This window comes from Thermus thalpophilus, from assembly GCF_022760915.1.
Lineage (GTDB): Bacteria > Deinococcota > Deinococci > Deinococcales > Thermaceae > Thermus > Thermus thalpophilus.
Window position 1 is genome coordinate 1 of the sequence record NZ_JAKTNS010000038.1, and the last position, 18,904, is coordinate 18,904.

Below are 18,904 nucleotides of genomic sequence, written 5' to 3' on the forward strand. Positions count from 1 at the left end.
CCTGGGGGCCGGGCGATATTACCTGCTGGAGTGAAGGGGGTGCGGAATGTGGGCTCTACGCCCAGGTGACGAGCCCCTTGAGGCGCTACCTGGACCTGGTGGCCCACCAGCAACTAAGGGCCTGGCTCAAGGGGGAGAGGCCCCTTTCCCAAGCGGAACTCCTGGAGCGGGTGGGGGCGGCGGAGGCGGTGGCCGACCTGGTGCGGGAGGCGGAGCGCAAGAGCAAGCTCCACTGGACCCTCCTGTACCTCAAGGAGAAGGGGTACGAAGGGGTGGGGGTTTTGGTGGAAAGGCGGGGCGGGCAGGGGGTTTTCCTCCTCCCCGAGCTCGGCCTTTCCGCCCAGGTGGCCTTGCCCAAGCCCCTTCCCCCAAACGCCGAGGCCCGCCTCCGCTTCCTGGAGGCGGACCTGGCGGGCCTGGAGGCCCGGTTTGCCCTGGTCTAGCTACATGTGCTCAATGAGGGCCCGCCCGAACTCGCTCGTCTTGAGCAAGGTGGCGGGCTTGCCCTCCGCCACCAGGAGGCGGTGGAAGTCGTAGGTCACGAGCCCCTTGGCGATGGTGCGCTCCATGGCGGCGAGGATCAGGTCCGCCGCCTCGTTCCAGCCCAGGTAGCGGAGCATCATCTCCCCCGAGAGGATGACGCTACTGGGGTTCACCTTGTCCTGATTGGCGTACTTGGGGGCGGTGCCGTGGGTGGCCTCAAACACGGCGTGTCCCGTCTGGTAGTTGATGTTGGCCCCAGGGGCGATGCCGATCCCGCCCACCTGGGCCGCCAGGGCGTCGGAGATGTAGTCCCCGTTGAGGTTGAGCGTGGCGATTACCGAGTACTCATCCGGCCTCAGGAGGATCTGCTGCAGGAAGTTGTCGGCGATCATGTCCTTGATGACGATCTCCCGGCCCGTCCTGGGGTTTTTGAGCACGTGCCACGGGCCGCCCTCCAGAGGCACCGCCCCGTACCGCTCTCGGGCCAGGGCGTAGCCCCACTCCCGGAAGGCCCCTTCCGTGAACTTCATGATGTTGCCCTTGTGCACCAGGGTGACGCTGGGCAGGTCCTCCTTAATGGCGTAGTCAATGGCCGCCGCCACCAGGCGTTCCGTCCCCTCCTTGGACACGGGCTTGAGGCCGATGCCCGAGGTGTCCGGGAAGCGGATCTTGGCGTAGGCCTTGGGGAACTCCCGCTTTAGGAAGTCCAGGACCTTCTTCACCTCCTCGCTCCCCGCCGGCCACTCAATCCCAGCGTAGATGTCCTCGGTGTTCTCCCGGAAGATGACCATGTTCACGAGCTCCGGGTGCTTCACCGGGCTCGGCACCCCTTGGAACCAGCGCACGGGGCGCACGCAGGCGTAGAGGTCCAGCTCCTGCCTTAAGGCCACGTTGATGGAGCGGATCCCGCCCCCCACCGGAGTGGTCAGGGGCCCCTTGATGGCCACCAGGTACTCCCGGATGAACTCCAGGGTTTCCTCGGGAAGCCAGATGGGTTCCCCGTAGACCTGGTTGGCCCTCTCCCCGGCGTAGATCTCGGCCCAGGCGATCTGGCGCCTGCCCCCGTAGGCCTTGGCCACGGCGGCGTCCAGGACGGGCTTGGCCGCTCTCCAGATGTCGGGCCCGGTGCCGTCCCCTTCAATAAAGCCGATGATGGGCCGGTCCGGCACCTGGAGCGTGCCGTTTTGGATGGTGATCCGCTCGCCGTCTTCCGGGATCCGAATGTGCTTGTAGCCCATGGCTACCTCCGGGCCCTAGCATACCGCTAGCCCAGGGGAAAAGTGTCCTAGACTCTTCCTATGCCCGAGGCCATCGTGGTGGGGGCGGGGATCGTGGGGGCGGCCTGCGCCTACAGGCTGGCCGAGGCGGGGCTAAGGGTCTTGGTCCTGGAGAAGGAGGCCACCTTCGCCCAGGGGTCCACGGGGAAGAGCGCGGGCGGGGTTAGGGTGCAGTTCTCCGAGCCCTTGAACGTCCTCCTCTCCTACCACTCCATTCGGGAGTACCGGGAAATGGCGGAGGCCCGCTACCGCCCCATCGGCTACCTCTTCCTGGTGCCGGAGGCCCTGAAGGAAGCCCAGGAGGAGGCCTTGAAGACGCAGCAGGCCCTTGGGGTGCCCGTGCGGCGGCTGAGCCTGGCGGAGGCGAGGGGCTTCGTGCCCTTCCGGGAGGAGGGCCTGGCCTTCGCCACCTTCGGGCCCATGGACGGGGTCATTGACCCCCACGGGGCCACGGGCTTTTACCTGCGGGAGGCCCGGCGGCTTGGGGTGGAGGTGCGCTTTGGGGAGGCGTTCCTTTCCGCCAGACGGGAAGGGGGGGTGTGGCGGGTGGAGACCCCCTTGGGGCGGTACGAGGCCCCCTACCTGCTCCTCTGCACCGGGGCTTGGACGGGGGAGGTGGGGAGGCGGCTCGGGGTGGACCTTCCCGTCCACCCCGCGCGGCGGATGGTCTACGCCACTGCGCCCTTAGGGCACGCCCCCACCTACCCCCTCACCATTGACCTCGCCACCGGCTTTTACTTCCGCCCCGAGGGGGAAAGGCTTCTTTTCGGCCGCTCCAACCCGGACGAGCCCCCGGGCTTCCGGGAGGGGGTGGACTGGGCCTGGCTTGGACCAACCTTGGAGGCGGGCCTTTTCCGCTTCCCCTTCCTGGAGGGCCTGGCGTTGGACCGGAAGGCCAGCTGGTTCGGCTACTACGAGATGACCCCGGACGCCAACCCCATCCTGGGCTACGTGGAGGAGGGGCTTCTGGTGGCGGCGGGGTTTTCCGGCCACGGGGTGCAGCAGGCGGCCATGGTGGGCCGGCTCATGGCGGAGGAGGTGGCCTATGGAAAGGCGAAGAGCTTGGACCTAAGCCCCTTCCGCCCCCAGCGCTTCCGGGAAGGCCGCTTTTTGCGGGAGCGGGGCATCGTGTAGCATGGAGGGGCCTTAAGGCGGAAAGGGGTTTGCCGTGCGCAGAATGGCTTGGGTGTTATTGGGGTTGGGCCTGGCCTTGGGCCAGGGGGTGGTGAAGGGCCTCACGGAAAAGGAGCTGGAAGCGGTGCTGAAGGGGGCGGAAATCCCTCACGAGCGCCAAGGCCCAGGGGAGTACCGCCTGGAGATGGCGGGGCTTAAGAAGGTCTGGCTCTACCTGGACTTTTGCCAAGAGGAGCGGTGCGGGGTCCTGAGCCTAAGCGCTGGGTTTTCCTTAGAGGAGACCCCTTCCCTTGACCTCGTGAACGCTTGGAACCGGGAGCGCCGCTTCAGCCGCGCCTACGTGGACGAAGAGGGGGACCTTTGGGTGGAGTCCGACCTGGACCTCACGGGTGGGGTAAGTCTGGGGGCGGTTACGGCCTTTTTACGCCTCTTCGCCCAGGAGATCCTTCCCGATTTCATGGACCATATCGGCTTTAGCCCTTGAGGCCTAGCGGGCGAAGAGGGTGAGGAGCGCCAAAGCGGCCGCCAGGGCGGTGAAGTAGAGCATGAGGCGGTTCAGGGCGGTGTTGATCTCGGCCTTCATCTCCTGGCGCAGGCTAGTGATTTCCCCTTGCATCTCCCGGCGCAGGCTTGCGATTTCCTCCTTCATCTCTTGGCGCAGGCCCGCGATTTCCTCCTTCATCTCTTGGCGCAGGCTGGCGATTTCCTCCTTCATCTCTTGGCGGAGGCCCGAGATTTCCGCTTTGACTTCTTGTCTGAGGAGGTCCATGCGGTGCTCCAGGGAGGATACTCGGTCCGGGAGGGTGGCCATGACCCCCTCCACGATGCCCTCCAGCTTGTAGAGGCGCTCCTCCGTGGTCATTGCCTTTAGGGTAGCACGGTGGGGGGTGTCGTGCAGGATGTCAGGAGACCCCGGATATCCACTGGCATAGCCGGATTTGCATGCGGCGCAGGCGTTCGGGGCTTACGGCGCCCAATTTGCCCAAGAGAAGGCTCTTGTCCACCACGGCCAGACGGCTCAGGCGCACCACGCTGGCCCGCTTCAGGCCGGTTTCGGGGAAGTCGGGATCGTTTTCTAAGATCACCTCGTCTAGGTCCGGAACCGCCTGGTCCAGTTGGCTGGACACCATGGCCACGAGCCAGTCGGAGTAAGGGCCGGGGGTGGCGGCGAGAAGGAGGACGGGCCTCGGTTTCCCGGGGGAGAGGTCGGTGTGGGGAAAGCGAAGCAAGGCGAGGACGCCGGGGTTCACCAGCGCTCCTTAAGGTCGGCCTCGGTGTAGTCTTCCTCCGGCAGGTCCCTTACCGCCTGGATGAGGCTGAGGGTTTGCCAGGAAAGCTCCTCTCCTAGCTTTTTCTCAAGGAGAAACCGAGCGAAGTCCGCAACCTCTTTCTGGAGCGATTCGGGCATCCTCTCCAGGAGGAGGAGCACCTCTTCCTTCACCGCCATGGCCCTTCCAGTTTACCTCTGGGGCTAGCGAAGGAGGGTAAGGAGGGCGAGGGCGGCGGCTAAGGCGGTGAAGTAGAGCATGAGGCGGTTCAGGGCGGTGTTGATCTCAGCCTTCACCTCTTGGCGCAGGGCATCTATCTTGGCGTCCAGCCGGGCGATGTCCTCCCGCATCTCCTGCTTCAGACCTGCGATCTCCGCTTTCACCTCTTGCCTGAGGAGGTCCATGCGGTGCTCCAGGGAGGAAACCCGGTCCGGGAGGGTAGCCATGACCCCTTCCACGATGCCTTCCAGCTTGTAGAGGCGCTCCTCCGTGGTCATTGCCTTTAGGGTAGCACGGGAGGCTGAACGCTAGGTGCCGAAGTAGGGAGATCGTTTGGGGGGGCGAACCCCTGTGATCGGAAGCGTTGCTTTGTCCACGTCTAGTTAGACGAAAAGGGGGATGTACGAAGCCCTGCGCCTAGATAGAGGTCAAGGGTCGCTTCCCTCATGGCCTCCAAGCCGTGTGCCCTTGCCCAAGCCAAACCCCGTTCGTTTGCCCCTTCTCCCAAGCGGCCCGAGGCCAAGGCGGCTTCCATGGCTTGCGCCAGGCTCTCGGGCCTGGCTCCCTCCGCCACGTGGGCCAGCCCCGCCTCCCTCAGCCACGCTCCTAGGCCAGGGGTGGGGGCGCTCACCACGGGGAGGCCCAAGGCGAAGGCTTCCAAAAGGACGTAGGGAAGCCCCTCGTAGGCCGAGGTGAGGAGGAGGAGATCCAAGGGCGGGAAGGACGGCCCGCGCCTCCCGCTATCCGAACATCAGGCCAGCGGGGTGTAAGGGTTTAAGGAAACCGCAACGCTCATGCTCTATCATGGGGCGATGATTCTTGCGAAGGACATGTTAGCTATCCGCCCAGTTTTTGCGGTCACCGTAACCTACGGCGACCGCTTTTCCCTAGTGCAACGGGTAGTTGAAGGAGCCCTCAAAGCGGGGGTAGACAGGGTGGTGATTGTGGACAATGCTTCCGAACACACAAGCGCCGAAGCTTTGCGAGAGTTCGCATCTCATATGGGAAGTCGGGTGGTTCTTCTTCGGCAACCTGAGAACCTGGGTTCAGCGGGGGGGTTTGCCCGGGGTATTCAGTACGCCTTTGAGGCGGGAGCGGAGTTTCTTTGGCTTCTGGATGACGATAACTTACCGGACACCTTCGCCTTGGAACGGTTAGCCCTTGCTTACGCCTACCTGGGCTCCAATCCCTTGAACGTCCTGTCGAGCTTCCGCCTAGGGCAAAGCTCGCAAGCGAGGATTTTGGTTTCTGCAAAGGAGGAGCAACTTCGCCCCAACGCCTTCATGACAATTCATATCGCCACCTTACCCCAGCTTCTAAGTCGCTTTTTTCACCGCCCGAGAGCGTGGACGGCTTTCGCCCCGGATAGCGTTCGCTTCCCCCTCGTTCCCGTACCCACGGCTACTTACGGGGGGCTCTTCTTCCACAGGACCTGGGTAGAACGGGTGGGTTTGCCCAACGAGGCCCTGTACCTCTACATGGACGACATTGAGTACTCCCTGCGGTTTGCGGAGAAGGGGGGCAAACTTTACCTCTGCGCTTTCTCCCTCATAAGGGACTTGACCCCCTCTTGGAATGAAGGAGATGCCAGCCCGTGGTTTTCCCCCCAGGCGAGCGAAACCCGTTTGTATTACATTCTGCGCAACGCCGCCTGGCTTGGGCGGAAACGCGCCACGATTTTGCCTCTCTACCTGGCGCACGTTGCCCTCTTCTTTGTTTTCTTCTTTCTCGGCGCTATCAAGAAACGCCTACCGTGGCCCTTTTTCGTAAGGCGGTTGCGGCTTTATATTCGGGCAGTTAGAGATGGCTTGCGCAACCGTCTGGGGCACCTTCCCTAAACTGTAGCGTATGGCAAGGATGGCAAAGGAAGTAGGGCTTTTCGTGCCCACTCGCAATGGGGGTGTGGTGTTCCGGCGTTTCTTGGAGGCGTTGGAGCAACAAACGCTTCGCCCCGGAAATCTTTTAGTTGTGGATTCCTCCTCCGAGGACGGCACCCCAGACTTGGCGCAACGTTATGGGTTCCAGGTGATCCGCATGTCTCCCGAAGCTTTCGACCATGGAGGGGTACGCCAATTCGCCCTTGAGCATATGCGGGAGGCGGATTTCTTAGTTTTTATGACCCAAGACGCCGTTTTGGCGTCGCCCGATGCCCTGGAAAAGCTTCTTGGAGCCTTCCAAGACGCATCCGTAGGGGCGGCTTATGGACGCCAGGTTCCTCGTCCTGGAGCCAACCCCATTGAAGCCCATGCGCGACTTTTCAACTACCCTAGCGTTTCTGAGGTCCGCGATTTTTCGGCTATCGCAGGCAGGGGGCTCAAGGCGGCTTTCCTTTCTAACAGTTTTGCCGCCTACCGGAGGCGTGCCTTGGAAGCGGTGGGGGGGTTCCCCCGCCGCATCGTCATGGGAGAAGACGCCGTGGTGGGGGCCAAGCTTCTTTTAAGCGGCTGGAAGATCGCCTATCAAGCCGAAGCCTGGGTTTACCACTCCCACGCCTATACCCTGGCACAGGAACTCCGGCGCTACTTTGATGTGGGAGCTTTCCACGCCCAGGAAGCTTGGCTACTCCAGCGCATCGGAAAGCCTGAGGGCGAGGGGTTGCGCTATGTCCGTTCGGAAATCGCTTATCTCTTAAGGCGCAATCCTCTTCTGATTCCCGAGGCCCTACTCCGCTCAGCGCTTAGGTACGCAGGCTACCGTTTGGGAAGAGCAGAAGCCCTGCTCCCGCCCCGATTCAAACCTCTGCTCAGCCTCAATCCAGCCTATTGGAGAACACCCCTCACTTCAGCGGAAAAAGGTTAAGCTGGAAAGCCGTGGGGCTACGCAAGCGGGTACTCCGCTCCGTGGCGGTTCTTTCCCTGCGCCAAGGGCTGGCGCTGGCCCTAGCCGCCTTAAGCTTCCTATGGGTGGTGCCGGCCATCGGACCCGAGGCCTACGGCGTTTTTACGCTCGGGCAACTGGGGGGACAGTTTCTCTTCTTGCTCCTCCAAATGGGCTTGAGCATCCACCTTTTACAGAGGCCGGACCTGGAGAAGAAGCACTTGGATGTGGCTTTTGCCTATCTCATCCTCGCCGCCCTTGTCGCCCTGGGCTTGGCGTGGCCGCTCGCCTGGGGAACTCTTCAACTCGCCCGCCTCCCCCACAAATACTTCATTCCCCTCTTTGTCCTCTACGCTGTACCTGCGGCCCAGCTCCTATCCGTGATACCCGGGTCGCTTCTGGAGCGCCGGATGAGCTACGGTCCCGTGGCGTTCGGCGAAAACCTCTCGCAAGTCGTGGGCTTCCTTCTTGCCGTATGCCTAGCCCATACGGGTTTCGGTGTCTACGCTCCCATTGCGGGGTTCGTTGCCCACCAAGTCGTCCTAGGAGGGTTTCTTTGGGCCAAGGCGGGCTATGTCCCTTCCCTTACCCTTGACCAAAGCTGTCTGGGAGAACTTCTCCGGGGCGGCCTGAGCCAAGCTCTACCGGGGTGGATCGCCTACCCTCGCCTACCGCTGGCGCTGGCCTTGGCCCACCGCTTCTTAGGCCCCGAGGCGGGGGGATTGGTGGCCATTACTGTGCGCCTGGTGGAATATGGGGCCTTCCTCCGTGTGGTGGTCTTGCGGGTGTCCCTCGCCGCTTTTAGCCGCCTTCAAGAAGAAAGGCCCCGCCTTCGCCAAGCCCTGGAAGAAGGCGCTCTTTTGCAAGCCCTGGCCTTAGGGGGTGGGCTTTCGTTGCTTTACTTCCTCATGCCAGTCTTCGCCCCTTGGGTGCTGGGTTCCGATTGGAGGGCGGTGTGGGAACTTTTCCTCGTGCTGAGCCTGGCCTACCTAGCTGGAGCGCCCTTTCTCCTAGAGACGGCCACCCTTCATGCTCTAGGGAGGGGAGGGGAAGTGGCCCGGACCTCGCTTCTTCAGCTTTTCCTCTCCCTTGGGGGGCAACTCCTTTTCCTCCCCCGCCTGGGCCTCTTGGGTTTCGCTTTCGGAGAGGTCCTTGCGCTGGCGGCTTTTGTCCCGCTCCATCGCAGGCTGATAGTCCTTCTGGGTCGCCCCTCGTACCGCCTCGCCTGGGGCTGGACCGCAACCATCGCCCTTACCTTCTCCTACCCCTACTTGGGGGCTGGGGCCCTTCTTCCCCTACTTCTCTGGCTCGTAGCGCCCATGTCTTGGCCGACGTGGAGCCACTTGCGACGAGCGTGGCAAACGGCCAAGGGCTAAGCAAGGCTAACCCGAAGCGACCAGCCGCTTTCCTTCCGAAGCCTTCGGATCACGCGCCTAAAGGTGCAGTCCATTTGTGCCTGGAAAACCTCTGACGGCGAAATCCCAATCAGGGGCCCCGTGATTGGGGCTTCCTTTCCCACCACTAGACTACGACCATGCGCTCATCCTGGAAGCTGAGCCCACCGCACCGAAAATCCACGTCAATACCGATAATCTGAACAGCATTACGGAAATATTTGGGCCAAATCTCCAGATTGCGATTTCTTGGTTTCGGTACGGGGCAAAAAGCTCCTCATACGCCCGCAGGTAGAGGGGCCACTTGTGGGCCACTTTTCCTTGGGGGGCGAGAAAGGTTTCCTTAAGCATCAGGGCTCCCTCCGCCATCCCTGGCTGTAGACTTGGCGCTCGAGGGCCCAAAACTGGGGTGTTTCCTTGAGCCTGCGCCACCAGCCTTGGTTGTTGGCGTACCAGGCTACGGTCTGGCGCAGACCGTCCTCAAAGCTCCAGCGCCGTTGCCAACCCAAAGCCTCGGCTTCAGAGGGGTCGATGGCGTAACGGTAGTCGTGGCCTGGGCGGTCTGGGACAAACCGGATGAGGCTTTCGGGCTTGCCCAGAATTTCCAAGATGCGTTGCGCCACCTCCAGGCCCGACACCTGGAGCCGGGCACCCAGGTTGTACGCCCGTCCCGCCTTCCCCTGATGAAGGATGAGGTCGATGCCAGCGCAATGGTCTTCCACATGCAGGTAGTCCCGGACGGCGCTCCCATTCCCATAAACCGGGAGGGGCTTGTTCTCCAAGGCGTTGGTGACAAAGAGGGGAATGATCTTCTCGGGATATTGGTAAGGGCCGTAGGTGTTAGAGCCACGGGTGATCACCGCCTCCAGCCCATGGGATTCGCCGTAGGCCAGGACAAAGTGTTCGGCAGCCGCCTTGGAAGCGGCGTAAGGGGAGCGGGGGCGGAGGGGGTCCTCTTCCTTGGCCCAACGGTCGGTAGGGGAGAGGTCGCCATACACCTCGTCCGTAGATACCTGGAGGAAGCGGCACACCCCCGCCCTACGCGCTTCTTCCAGGAGGACCAACGTTCCCTCCACATTGGTGCGCACGAAGGGCCTGGGGTCCAGAAGAGAGCGGTCCACGTGGCTTTCGGCCGCAAAGTTCAGCACCGCCTCCACACCGGCCATGGCCCTGCGAACCGCTTTGGGGTCAGCGATATCCCCGTGATGGAACTCGATCCGGTGCAGGACATCGGCGAGGTTCTCGAGGTTGCCCGCATAGGTGAGCTTGTCCAGCACTACTACCCGCCACTCGGGGTGGTGGTGCAGGGCGTAGCGCACATAGTTGGAGCCGATGAAGCCCGCACCGCCAGTAATCAACACGCTCCGAAACTTCATCCGCGGTCCTCCTGCCACAATTCGGCTCCGAAGTAGTCCCAGGGAAGACGCCCCTCGTTGGGGTCCTGGGGGTTGAATTGGCTGTTCATGAGGTAGAGGAGAAGGGCCCCTTCGGGGGAAGCCTTATACCCGTGGGCCACTCCGCTGGGGATGTGCAGGAATTCCGGCTCCTCTCCTGAGAGGACGACCCGCTGTCGGACACCCAAGGTGGGAGAGCCCATGCGTAGATCCACCAGCCAGACCAGCAACGTTCCCTGAACCACGCACCATAGCTCGTCCTGTACCACCTTGGGGTGGATGTGGAAGGCGTTGATCCGGCCTGGGGTGGCGTAGGACAAGGAGGCTTGCTTGACGGAAAAGGGAAGCGGAAGCCCCAGTACCTCCCCGTTTTCTAGGCGCGCCAGCTCCATGAACCAACCCTCTATGGCCCGGTGCTTGCGCAAGGGATGGCGAAAAACCCCAGCGATGGTTTGTCCCGGTTCGTAGCGCTGGAAGGTCAGCGCCTTGCCTGCTTCTGGGTCCAACGGTATTTTCATCGTCTTGGGGTCTGGGGCGAGAAACCCCCACCGAACCTCGGTTCGGTCAGGGATGGATGGCCCCAGGCCGCCGAATGGCGGCGGTACCCACTCACCTCCTTTGCGTGGTATGCCATACTGCGCTTATGCAGACCCTCACGCTCCGTTGCACCCTCAAGCCCTCCTCCGAACAGGCCAAGGCGCTGGAGGATGCGGTGCGGTTGTCCGCCCAGGGGTGCAACCATGCGTTGAGGGTGTCTTATCCGCATCGTCCTCCCTCGGAAAGCCCTAACTAAAACGCTTTAGCGCTTGGTTAGGGTAGTTTACGGCTTGCCCCATTCCTCCTTCAACCTCTGCCAGCGGCTTGTGTCCAGGGAGATGTCCTCAGGAAGCGCCACGTCTGCCTCTAGGCGGCTTCCTGGGCGGACATGAGGGTTGCGCCTTCGGGCGAGATCGTAGGCGCTCTTGCGTTCCGTGGCGATATGCAGGGTCGTGTAAGGGATGTCCTCGTGGCGCAGGATGGCCAAGGCGATCTCGGGGGCGATGACATCGAGGTAGTCCTGGCTGGTGTAGAGGTCCGTGAAGGCCACGGGATAAGGCCAGGTGTTGGGACGGAAGCTGGTGCGGATGACCAGATGGCGGGGCAGGAGGCGGACCAAGCTTTCCGCCACCAGTTTGGTGAGGGCGTAGTAGTTGCGCACGGGGCCGGGCGTGTCGTCTTCCCGGTACATTCCCCGGGTCCCCTCGAACACGTAGTCCGTGGAGATGTGGATGAAGAAGACTTTCCTTCTCCAAGCCGCCTCCACCAGGTTTTTCGTCCCCTCCACGTTAATCTGCCAGCAAAGCGCCCGTTCCCGCTCGGCGCTGGCCACATCGGTGTAGGCGGCGGCGTGGACCACCACCTCGGGGCAGTACCGGGCGAAAACCGCCTCTACCGTTTCGGGGCGGGTGATGTCCAGTTCCGCCCTAGGTGGGGCCACCACCCCTGGCAGGAGCTTGACCAACTCCTGACCTAGCCTTCCCGTGCCCCCCGTAAGCAAGAGCCTCATAGGCGCACCCGACTTTTGTCCCCCAGGACCAACTGGAGCGTGTGGGGGCGGGGATCGCTTCGGCCTCCGCTTACCATTGCTCCCATGCCCAGCAAGGAGGCGTCCAGCCGATATGGGAGGTCCACGACCTCCGCCCCGTCTAGAAGGATAGAGTACTCCAGCTCGCTCCGGCGCACCACGGCTTCCCGACCGATGGAGGTGTAGGGCCCCACGTAGCTGTCCTCCACCACCGCTCCTGCGGCCACATGCACGGGGCCCCGCAGGGTAGACCGCACCACCTTCGCCCCTCGCTCCACCACCACCTCGCCCACCAGGTGGCTTTCTACCACCTCGCCTTCCACCTTGCGTTTCAGACGGGAGAGGACCAGACGGTTGGCGTCCAGGAGGTCTTCTGGCTTGCCTGTGTCCTTCCACCACCCCTCCACTTGCAACGCCAGGATCCGTTTGCCCTGGTCCACCAGTCCTTGGATGGCCTCGGTGATCTCATACTCACCCCTGGCGGAGGGAGACAAGGTGTCTATGACTTGGTGGACCTCCGGGGGTAAGAGGTAAACCCCCACCAGGGCCAGGTGGGAAGGGGGATCGGCGGGCTTCTCCACCAGGCGCACCACCCGTCCTGTTTCGTCCAGCACAGCTACACCGAAAGCTCGGGGATCCTCCACGGGGGTAAGGAGGATGGCCCCGTCCGCTTCCTGCGCCCGATACGCCTGGAGGAGGTGGCCGATGCCCCCCGAGAGGATATTGTCGCCCAGGTACATCACGAAGGCTTCATCGCCGAGAAAGGGGCGGGCCACCTTCACGGCGTGGGCCAAGCCCAGCGGAGCTTCCTGGAGGATGAAGGTGAAGCGAACGCCGAAGCGGCTACCGTCCCCCAAGGCCGCCTGGACCTCTTGGCCCGTTTCCGGGCTGATCACCACCCCGATTTCCCGGATTCCCACCGCCGCCAAGTCCTCCACGGCGTAAAAAAGAACGGGCCTGTTGCCTACGGGAATCAGTTGCTTCGCCCGGGTAAAGGTGAGGGGGCGCAGGCGGGTGCCTTTACCTCCTGAAAGGATGAGCCCCTTCATCGCCGACCTCCTGGGTCCAGGGGGAGGGTTTTTCCCAAGTGCCCTTTCCAGCCGTCCTGAACCGCCCGTAGAAAGAGGCGGAGCCGCCTCCAAGCCCTTGCCGGATTGCGGTGCGTATAGAGGGCCACCAGGCTGAGCCAGCCCAGGTAGAGGAAGGCGTTGGTCCAGTAGCGCAAGGAGGGGTTTGCTATGCTTCGTTCTAAGCTGACCAGGTTTCGCGCCCGGTAGTAGACGAGGTCTTCCCTGCTATCCGGGGAAGCCCAGGAGAAAGCCCCTCGCCGATGCCACTGGCTCTCTAGGTCGGACACGCGGGCGCATCCTGCCAGGTAGATGCGTCCCCCTGCCTGCAGGATGCGCAGGGTGTACTCGGTGTCGTCCTCGTAAACAACGAACTCGGGGTTGGGAAGCCCCACCCGCTCCACCCAACTTCGGTGAAGGAAGAGCCCCCCATAAGGAGCAGCCTGGATGCGCAAGAGGGGAAAACTCTGTGGGGGGGCGGACCGATGGCCAAAAAGCCGCCTGAAAGCCTTTCTTACTTTGGTAAGGAGGTCAAAGCCAAGGAAGCTCCCTGGTTGTATGACGGGCACGTTGCCGTATTGGTACGCCTTGACCATGCCGACCTGGCTTTCCCGCAGGGCTAGGATGAGGTGAGCGGGATCGTTGCCCAGATAGGCGTACGCCCGGAGGATTTGCTCGAGCGCATCGGGCTCGGGGCAGTTGTCGTCGTCTAAGAGCCAAATGAACTCAGCCCCGTTCCGGTAGGCTTCCTCGATGCCCCGGGCGTAGCCGCCGGCGGAGCCCAGGTTTTCCTCGAGGCGGACCAGGTGGCAATGCGTTTCCCTTTGGCAGAAGGCGGCAAGCTGGGTGGCGTTCTCTGGGGGAGAGCCGTTGTCCACCACCACCACCTTGCCCACGCCCGCCTTCAAGGTACTCTGTGCCGCACGCTCTACTAGGGGGAAACGGTTCCCGTAGGTGACGATCACTCCCCAGATATCGGCCGTTTTAGGTTTCATAGAATGCGCCCTCACCTCCTTTCCGGAATGCTAGGCGCTCTTTGCACGAATCCCCGCCCTCCGCTCTGCCCTCCAGCCCACCCTAGTGCGAGAGGAGGCGCTGACCCCCGAGCAGGCTCCAAGGGCTTGGGTTGCGGTCAACCAGCCCTCGTGCTGGGCAACAAGCTCACGCACCTCCCCCTCCCGGCAAGTCGGCAGTTTTAGTCGTCGGCGGCTGACGCTCAGCCTCCTTCCCCTGAGGAGAGAATGGTTTTTGCGCGACGGCGAAACGTCCCAAAAACAAACCAAAGCGAAGCCCCTTCTCTTCGCAAAATCGTTGGAAGGCCAGGGTTCCAGGTGCATCGGGTACTTCCCGGACGTCGTCGGCCATTAAAAGCCCACCGGGACGAAGATAGGGGTAGGCTGTTTCCAGCTCGAAGCGAACATGCTCTTCTGTGTGCAAGCTGTCGTGGAGGAAGCAATCTATACCGCCCAGCTCGGCAAGAAGAGGGGGCAAGAGTTCTTTTGCATCTCCAAGACGGAGGTCCCATCGGTAGCGAAGGCTTTCCGGCACGCTCCAGCCAACCTCCAGCCCTTGGGGTATATGCGGCTGGGAGAGGTCGGCCAAGGCCGCTGAAGCGTCCCCTCGACGGGGCAGGTCGATGGAAATCAACCGTCCCCATCCGTTGTGGTGCAGGCCCAGAAGAATGGCCCCGCTCGACCTACCCGCCGCCACTCCCGTTTCCACGACCAGCGAGGGGCGTTTGGTGCGAATGAGGGCATAGATAAGCCCAGGAAAATACGAGGGAGGCCATCCCCCTAAGGGAAAGCCAGGATGTTGTTTGGCTACCTGACCAACCCTTTCCCAGAACTCCCTTTCATGCCTCCCGTGCTTTAGGTAATACTGGGCCAGGTAATAGAGGATGCGGAGCTTTTCGCCACCCCGTAGCGGGAGGCGTGCGAGCCCCTTAAGAAGGTCTGGCAATTCTCCCACGGCCTTTCTAATGCGCCTCAACCCTTTGAAAAGGTTCTTCACGTTTACCAAGCCCCCTTTCCCGTTATCGTCACGCAAACGGTCCTCGCCAGGAGGTAAAGGTCCAGCCACACGGACCAGTTCTGCACGTAGTAGCGGTCCAGGGCCACCCGCCTTTCATAGGGGAGGTGGTTCCGCCCGGAAACCTGCCAGAGGCCCGTGAGGCCCGGGCGCACCTTGAGGTAGAGGGGCAGGGCGTCTTTGTAGCGGGCGAGTTCCTCCTCGGTCACGGGCCTCGGCCCCACCAGGCTCATCTCCCCCTTGAGGACGTTCACCGCCTGGGGAAGCTCGTCCAGGGAGAGGCGCCTGAGCCACCGCCCCACCCGGGTCACCCGGGGGTCGTCCTTGAGCTTTCGCTCCCGCTCCCAAAGGGCCTTGGCTTCCGGGCTTTCCTCCAGGTGGCGCTTCAAGACCTCCTCGGCGTCCTTGCGCATGGTGCGGAACTTAAGGGCGAAAAAGCGCCTCCCGCCCTTCCCCACCCGCTCGTGGCGGAAGAAGACGGGGGGGCCATCCTCCAGGAGGATGGCGAGGGCGGTGGGGGGAAGGAGGAGGAGGAAGGCGAGGAAGAGCGCCCCGCCCACGAGGAGGTCCAGAAGGCGCTTCAAGCGCAGGTTGCCAGGCAGGAGGAGGTTCTGGCGCACCTCCAGCGCCCCCACCCCCCCGAGGTCCCGCACCTCGGCGAAGAGGAGGCCGTGGTCCAAAGGGGGCAGGACCAGGATGCGGGGGAAGCGCTCCGAGAGGGCCAGGGCTTCCTCCTCCGGGAGGCTTCCCGTCACCACCAGGGCGTAGGCCCCTTGGGGGGAGGAAACGGGCTTGAGGCCCAAAACGGGGGCTTCCAGGAGAAGCCTTCTCACCCCTTCCTTTCCTTCCCCGGCGAGGACCACCCCGCCCCCCCACCAGGGCCTCCGGGCGAAGAGGTGGCGGAGAAGGGCCCGCCCCAGGGGGACGAGGAGGAGGGCGAGGAGGAAGGCCAGGAGGAAGGAGGCCCGGGAGTAGAGGGGACCGCTCTTGCTGAGGAAGGCCCCAGCGGCGAGGAGGAGGAAGCCCAAGGCGGTGGCGGTGGAAAGGCGCTTCAGCTCCAGGGCGGGGTGGAGGCCCAAGGCGGGGTAGAGGCCAAACCCCCCGTAGAGGAGGGGGAAGACCACAAGGGCGGGGAGGAGGCGGAGGTAGAGGAGGGGGTCAATGGTGCCCCCCGTGGCCCCCCGAAAGGCGAGGGCCAAGGCCCAGGCCAAAAGGAGGGCAAAGAGGTCGGAAAGGAGGAGGAGGAACGCCGTGAGGCCCGGGCGGGGATAGGCGGCGACGCGGTCTTCCCGGAGGGTGGCCATATTATGGTTCCATGATACTCCGGTGGCTTTGGCCTGTCTTCGCCTTTCTCTACCCCTTCGTGGTTCTGCCCTGGCTTCCCACCCACCCTGCCGTGGCCCTGGCCAAACATGGCTTCGTCCTCCTTTTCGTCCTCTTGGGGGCCTTCCTGGAGATGCTGGCCCATCCCCATACCCACCTTGGCCACCTCCTCGCCTTGCCCCGGCGCCTCCGGGAACAGCCGCCCTTGGCCCTCCTCCTGGCCCTGGCGGGTGCCATGGCTTTGGCCGCCCTCTTATCCCCGGAGCGGGCCGTGGCCCTCACGGGCTCGGTAGCCGACTACACCGATGGGCTCGGTTGGGGGCTCTTGATGCTGGCCGTGGCCCTCCTTGTGTACCTGCGCACCCGGGAGGACCCGGGGACCGCCAGGCGCTTGGCCTTAGGGCTCGCCTTGGGGGGCGGGCTTTTGGCCCTTCTGGCCTTGTTGGAGGTGCGCACGGGCCGCCCGCTTTTTTACCCTCTAGCCTCTCCTGGCGACTTACCCGTGGTGACCTTTCCCCAAAAGGGGCACCTGGCGGGCTACTTCGTCCTTACCGCCGGGGTGGCCCTGGGCCTCAGGAGCCCTGGCCTCCTCTTCCTGGGGGCCATGGGGGTGGGTTTGGCCTACAACCGGGCGGGGCTTTTGGCCTTGGCCTTGTTGGGGATTCTCGCCCTTTTTCGGGCGCCACGGTGGGGCCTGAGGGCGGTCCTTGTCCTGGCCCTAGGGGTGGGGGTAGGGATGGGAGCGGTGCGCTTGGCCGCCATGGGAGCCGAAGGGGGTGGGGCGGTGCGGAAGGTGGCGGACCCGGGGAGCCTCTTCACCCGCCTGTACTACTGGAAGGCCGCTTTGGGGGGGATAGCGGACCGGCCCCTTTTCGGCTTCGGCGGAGGGGTTTTTGAGCACCGCTGGGCCAGTTACCTGTCCTGGCAGGACCTGGAGGCCTTTATCCGTGCGGAGTTTGCGGGTCCGGGAGCGAGCTTGGTGGAGGTGGGCCGGGCTCCGGGGGGGGATCCGGTTTTTTTGTTGCGCAACCCGGATGGAAGCCTCAGGGTTCTTCGGGTTTACAGCTTCCGCGCCCACAACCAGTTCCTGGAGGTGGGGCTCAAGTGGGGGCTTGTGGGTCTGGCCTTGTACCTAGGGCTCCTCTATTGGGGCCTAAAAGGGCTAAGCCAACTATCTCCCGCCGCCACCGGGCTTTTGGCCGTGCACCTCTTCTTCCTCTTCTGGTTCGCCATTCCCGAGGGGGAAGGGGCCATCTGGGCCCTATGGGGGGCGGGTCTGGCCGGGGGCTTGCGGGGCCAGGAGCTCCCGAAGGCGATGGGAGCTGGGGAAGCGGCGTAGCCCCTCGCGCAGGGCCCGCTGGGCCTCCTCGGGCTTGCCCGCCCCCAGGGCGCTTTGCGCCCAGAGGAGGTAGAAGCTTTCCCGGGCGTTGGGGAAGCGCCGGGCGAGCTCCCGGGAGAGAAGGAGGCGTTCCTCAGGGTCTTGGGTGTGCTCCCAGGCTAGGGTCAGGGGCCAGGGGGATAGGGGGTAGCGCCGCTGGGCTTCGGCCAGGAGGCGCGCGGCCTCCTCTCGGGAAGCCTGAAGCACGGCCTTGGCCGTGTCTTGGGGAAAGTAGAGGTGTTGCCGGGCACAGGCTGCTCCCTGGCAGGGCCAGAACCAGTAGAGGGTGGCAAGGGATGCGGCCAGGAGGCCCGCGACGCCCAAGGTCCGGGGGGCGGCGGGCTGGGGGAAGGCGCCCAGGAGGAGGAAGGCTAGGGCCAGGTAGCCTGGGTAGTAGCCGCTCACGTCAAAGAGCATGGGGGTCCAAAGCCCCAGGACGGCCAAGGACCAGGGCCAGTCCTGGCGGCCCAAGCCCTGCAGGGAAGGAAGGAGCAAGGCCAGGAGGAGGATGAAACGGGGCCAGCCCCCCGTGGCCAGGGTTTCCAAGAAGTGGTTGTGGGGGCTACGGGACCAGACCCCAGGAAGGCCCGGGTAGTCCATGTAGGCCTCAAAAACCTGGCTGTAGGCCCCGTTGCCCACGCCTAGGGGGTGGTCCAGAGCCAGGCGCAGGGCGAGGCGCCACATGTGGAGCCGGGCTTCCACGTTGCCCATGGCCGGGGTTCCTTGCCCGGGGCTTTCCCCTTGGGCCTCCGCCTGGGTGAGGGCCAGTTTGTAGGTCAGGGCGTTCAGGAGGGCGTTTCCGGGCACCACCCCTTCCAGGAGGACCACTCCGGCACCAAGGGCGAGAAAAAGGAGGAGGCTCCTCCAGCCCGCTTCCCGGGCCAGAAGGAGGAGGGCCGAGGGCAGGAGCAAAAGGAGGGGCAGATAGACCGCCCGCGCCCCGGAGATGAGGGCGGCGTAAAAGGCGAGGACCGCCAGGAGGAAGCTTGCTACCCCATAGGCCTCGACCCGGCCCGCCCGGGCGAGGAAAAGGGGAAGCGCCCCCAGGGCCAAGGCACCCAGGAGGTAGTGGTGGGAGCCGGAAACGTAGCTCACAAGGCCCGCCTGCCAAAGGGCCAAGGCGGTGTAGAGCCCGTCCAGGAGGAGAAGGGCTAAAAGGATTAGAACGCCCAAGCGCCACCGCCCCGCCGCTAGGGCCACCAAGGCCCAGAGCTCCCACAAGGAGGCCACTAGGGTGTGCCCCGGGGCCAGGCTCCAGAGGAGGCTCAGAAGCCCCCAGCCCCACCAGGCCCAGGCCAAGGCGGAAGGGCCCTGATGGAGGCCGATGAGTAGGGCAAGACCCGCCACGGCGTGGGGAGCGAGAACGGGGGGGGTGAACGCGTGGTAGGGCTGGTGCCAGAGATAGAAGAAGGCTAAAAGGCATACAAGTATGGGGAACACCCACCCACATTCCGCACCCCCTTCACTCCAGCAGGTGATATCGCCCGGCCCCCAGGAGGCGCACCGCGGTCTCGTGATGGGGAGCCAGGTTGAGGACGAACCACCTGCCCCCCAGCTC

Annotated in this window: 20 protein-coding genes and 1 pseudogene; 7 read left to right on the forward strand and 14 right to left on the reverse strand. The window is 63.8% G+C overall.

The window, feature by feature from the left end; genetic code table 11:
* Window positions 1–443: pseudogene (locus tag L0D17_RS11165) on the forward strand (hypothetical protein); the annotation flags it as partial.
* Here L0D17_RS11165 and icd read toward each other — a convergent pair.
* Window positions 444–1,721, reverse strand: a complete 1,278-nt coding sequence (gene icd / locus L0D17_RS11170) for an NADP-dependent isocitrate dehydrogenase (RefSeq protein ID WP_243095355.1) — start codon at window positions 1,719–1,721, stop codon at window positions 444–446.
* A 60-nt stretch (window positions 1,722–1,781) separates the two neighbouring features.
* On the opposite strand from icd, the gene L0D17_RS11175 reads away from it, so the two are divergent.
* Both L0D17_RS11175 and L0D17_RS11180 read left to right on the forward strand, forming a co-directional pair.
* A complete protein-coding gene (locus tag L0D17_RS11175) occupies window positions 1,782–2,894 on the forward strand; it encodes an NAD(P)/FAD-dependent oxidoreductase (protein ID WP_243095357.1) in 1,113 nt (370 codons plus the stop codon).
* Window positions 2,895–2,937: 43 nt separating this feature from the next.
* Window positions 2,938–3,378, forward strand: coding sequence for a YbjN domain-containing protein (locus tag L0D17_RS11180; RefSeq protein WP_243095386.1), 441 nt, complete (start codon window positions 2,938–2,940; stop codon window positions 3,376–3,378).
* Between the two features lie 3 nt (window positions 3,379–3,381).
* On the opposite strand, the gene L0D17_RS11185 is transcribed toward L0D17_RS11180, so the two are convergent.
* From L0D17_RS11185 to L0D17_RS11205, 5 genes are all read right to left on the reverse strand, one after another.
* A complete protein-coding gene (locus L0D17_RS11185; protein WP_243095358.1) occupies window positions 3,382–3,756 on the reverse strand; it encodes a DUF1640 domain-containing protein in 375 nt (124 codons plus the stop codon).
* A 40-nt stretch (window positions 3,757–3,796) separates the two neighbouring features.
* Window positions 3,797–4,144, reverse strand: coding sequence for a type II toxin-antitoxin system PemK/MazF family toxin (locus L0D17_RS11190; protein WP_243095360.1), 348 nt, complete (start codon window positions 4,142–4,144; stop codon window positions 3,797–3,799).
* Window positions 4,141–4,341, reverse strand: coding sequence for a DUF2281 domain-containing protein (locus L0D17_RS11195; RefSeq protein WP_243095362.1), 201 nt, complete (start codon window positions 4,339–4,341; stop codon window positions 4,141–4,143). Before L0D17_RS11195 ends, L0D17_RS11190 begins: the two co-directional genes overlap by 4 nt.
* A gap of 24 nt (window positions 4,342–4,365) precedes the next feature.
* Window positions 4,366–4,659 (reverse strand): DUF1640 domain-containing protein, encoded by a 294-nt coding sequence (locus L0D17_RS11200; RefSeq protein ID WP_243095363.1) that lies wholly within the window; start codon window positions 4,657–4,659, stop codon window positions 4,366–4,368.
* Between the two features lie 101 nt (window positions 4,660–4,760).
* Window positions 4,761–5,093 (reverse strand): glycosyltransferase, encoded by a 333-nt coding sequence (locus L0D17_RS11205; RefSeq protein ID WP_243095365.1) that lies wholly within the window; start codon window positions 5,091–5,093, stop codon window positions 4,761–4,763.
* A 100-nt stretch (window positions 5,094–5,193) separates the two neighbouring features.
* On the opposite strand from L0D17_RS11205, the gene L0D17_RS11210 reads away from it, so the two are divergent.
* From L0D17_RS11210 to L0D17_RS11220, 3 genes are read left to right on the forward strand one after another with little or no spacing between them, the layout of a single operon-like run.
* On the forward strand, window positions 5,194–6,219 hold the full coding sequence (locus L0D17_RS11210) for a glycosyltransferase (RefSeq protein WP_243095367.1): 1,026 nt from the start codon (window positions 5,194–5,196) through the stop codon (window positions 6,217–6,219).
* 10 nt (window positions 6,220–6,229) lie between these two features.
* Window positions 6,230–7,180 carry a glycosyltransferase family 2 protein gene (locus L0D17_RS11215; RefSeq protein WP_243095369.1) on the forward strand — a complete coding sequence of 317 codons (951 nt, stop codon included), beginning with the start codon at window positions 6,230–6,232 and terminating at the stop codon, window positions 7,178–7,180.
* Between the two features lie 11 nt (window positions 7,181–7,191).
* Window positions 7,192–8,574, forward strand: coding sequence for an oligosaccharide flippase family protein (locus tag L0D17_RS11220; RefSeq protein ID WP_243095371.1), 1,383 nt, complete (start codon window positions 7,192–7,194; stop codon window positions 8,572–8,574).
* Between the two features lie 368 nt (window positions 8,575–8,942).
* Here the strand turns inward: L0D17_RS11220 and rfbB are convergent, their stop codons facing one another.
* The 7 genes from rfbB to L0D17_RS11260 form a co-directional block, all read right to left on the reverse strand.
* Entirely contained in the window at window positions 8,943–9,968 is a 1,026-nt protein-coding gene (gene rfbB / locus L0D17_RS11225; RefSeq protein WP_243095373.1) for a dTDP-glucose 4,6-dehydratase, read from the reverse strand.
* Window positions 9,965–10,504 carry a dTDP-4-dehydrorhamnose 3,5-epimerase family protein gene (locus tag L0D17_RS11230; RefSeq protein ID WP_243095374.1) on the reverse strand — a complete coding sequence of 180 codons (540 nt, stop codon included), beginning with the start codon at window positions 10,502–10,504 and terminating at the stop codon, window positions 9,965–9,967. The genes rfbB and L0D17_RS11230 overlap by 4 nt, the downstream gene beginning before the upstream one ends.
* Window positions 10,505–10,806: 302 nt before the next feature.
* Entirely contained in the window at window positions 10,807–11,532 is a 726-nt protein-coding gene (locus L0D17_RS11240; RefSeq protein ID WP_243095375.1) for an SDR family oxidoreductase, read from the reverse strand.
* On the reverse strand, window positions 11,529–12,599 hold the full coding sequence (locus L0D17_RS11245; protein ID WP_243095377.1) for a glucose-1-phosphate thymidylyltransferase: 1,071 nt from the start codon (window positions 12,597–12,599) through the stop codon (window positions 11,529–11,531). The genes L0D17_RS11240 and L0D17_RS11245 overlap by 4 nt, the downstream gene beginning before the upstream one ends.
* A complete protein-coding gene (locus L0D17_RS11250) occupies window positions 12,596–13,612 on the reverse strand; it encodes a glycosyltransferase (protein WP_243095379.1) in 1,017 nt (338 codons plus the stop codon). The genes L0D17_RS11245 and L0D17_RS11250 overlap by 4 nt, the downstream gene beginning before the upstream one ends.
* A 166-nt stretch (window positions 13,613–13,778) precedes the next feature.
* Entirely contained in the window at window positions 13,779–14,627 is an 849-nt protein-coding gene (locus L0D17_RS11255) for a class I SAM-dependent methyltransferase (protein ID WP_243095393.1), read from the reverse strand.
* A 2-nt stretch (window positions 14,628–14,629) separates the two neighbouring features.
* Entirely contained in the window at window positions 14,630–15,949 is a 1,320-nt protein-coding gene (locus tag L0D17_RS11260; protein ID WP_243095381.1) for a sugar transferase, read from the reverse strand.
* An 11-nt stretch (window positions 15,950–15,960) separates the two neighbouring features.
* Here L0D17_RS11260 and L0D17_RS11265 point away from each other — a divergent pair, with 11 nt between their 5' ends.
* Entirely contained in the window at window positions 15,961–17,307 is a 1,347-nt protein-coding gene (locus L0D17_RS11265; RefSeq protein WP_243095383.1) for an O-antigen ligase family protein, read from the forward strand.
* On the opposite strand, the gene L0D17_RS11270 is transcribed toward L0D17_RS11265, so the two are convergent.
* The gene (locus tag L0D17_RS11270; RefSeq protein WP_243095384.1) at window positions 17,230–18,786 is read right to left on the reverse strand and encodes an O-antigen ligase family protein; all 1,557 of its coding nucleotides are present in this window, start codon (window positions 18,784–18,786) and stop codon (window positions 17,230–17,232) included. The two genes, L0D17_RS11265 and L0D17_RS11270, sit on opposite strands and share 78 nt — an antisense overlap.
* Between the last annotated feature and the right edge of the window lie 118 nt (window positions 18,787–18,904).